Source organism: Collinsella sp. AM38-1BH, from assembly GCF_003467545.1.
Classification (GTDB): domain Bacteria; phylum Actinomycetota; class Coriobacteriia; order Coriobacteriales; family Coriobacteriaceae; genus Collinsella.
In genome coordinates this window covers 1-1,181 of record NZ_QSHC01000034.1, presented here as the reverse complement: position 1 = coordinate 1,181, position 1,181 = coordinate 1, and the positions used below count along the sequence as shown (strand labels likewise).

1 protein-coding gene is annotated in these 1,181 nt (G+C 69.9%); it reads right to left on the bottom strand.

What is annotated here, in order from left to right:
- The coding region (locus DW870_RS09210; RefSeq protein WP_199412437.1) for an IS110 family transposase at positions 1-1,048 on the bottom strand (1,048 nt) is incomplete at its 3' end.
- Positions 1,049-1,181 lie beyond the last annotated feature (133 nt).

Sequence of the window (1,181 nt, the reverse complement as noted above, 5' to 3'; positions counted from 1 at the left end):
TGGCCTTCGCCGCGGGCACGCCGCGGGCGAGCATCTCCTCGCGCCGCCGCAGGAGCCGCTCGGACCCCTTCCTCCCGTGCATCCTTATCTCGAGGGGCACGCCCGTGTCCCTTGGCATGAGCTTCGGCTGGTGCCGTGCCGCGGCGTAGCACCATGAACCCTCAACGGCCAGCTTCCTCACGAGCGCGTTGCCCGCACCGCTGATGCCTCCGAGCCGCACGGAGTCGCCACTCGACCTCTGACTCGGCGCGAGGCCGAAATAGGCCGTGACCTGCCTTCCGGAACGGAACCTCGTGAAGTCGCCGACCTCGGCCGAGAAGGCCGCGGCCAGCGCGAAGGCGCAGCCCTTGATCGACTGGAGGGCGGCCACCTCCGCGGCGATCGGGCTGGCATCCACGGCGGCCCCGTACTCGGAGAGCAGGTCCGCCCGGGCCTCCGCCGCGGCCTCGACCTCGTTCCTCAGGGCGGCGAGCGTCCGAACCCCGCCATCGTCCTCCGGCCTGACCTTGTCGAGCCACCTCAGGAAGTCGTAGGTCCAGTACTTCCTCGGGTTGCCGGCGGGCGTGGTGCCGCCGTAGACGAACCCTCGCCTTGCGAGGAAGGCGAGCAGCCGCTGCTTGGCGGTCGCCAGGCGCGCGGTCGCCCCGTCGTAGGCGCCGGCGAGGTCCCTGATGCCTTCGACCTCGGGGGAGGGGATCCATACGGGGGAGATGTCGTGGGCGAGTATCGCCTTGGCCATCCTGGCGGCGTCGTTCCTGTCGTTCTTGGAGGCCGAGTCGGCGGCCGACCTGGGGATCTTCGAGACCGCGGCGACGACGCACTCGACGCCGAGCCCGGCGAGCTCCCTTTGCGGGGCGAAGCCGAGGTAGCCGCTCTCGTAGGCCGCGAGCGACGGCCCGGGGAACCCATCCATCCACCCGGCGATCTCGCCCCAGGGGTTGCCGGGGAACCTCCTCGTCACGGCCTCGCCGGTGTCCGCGTCGAGGGCGCAGACGGTGGTCGACCTCAGGTGGACGTCCATCCCGAACGCGGTAGAATGCTTTGGCATGGGAGCCTCCCAACCTCGTTGCGGCGCGGCTGCGCCTATGGCACTTCAACATCATTGTCGCAGCCCCGACCCGCGGTCACGAGCGGGGGCTCCTATCTTTTTAGTGCCCTCGGATTGGGTCATAGTGTCTGTC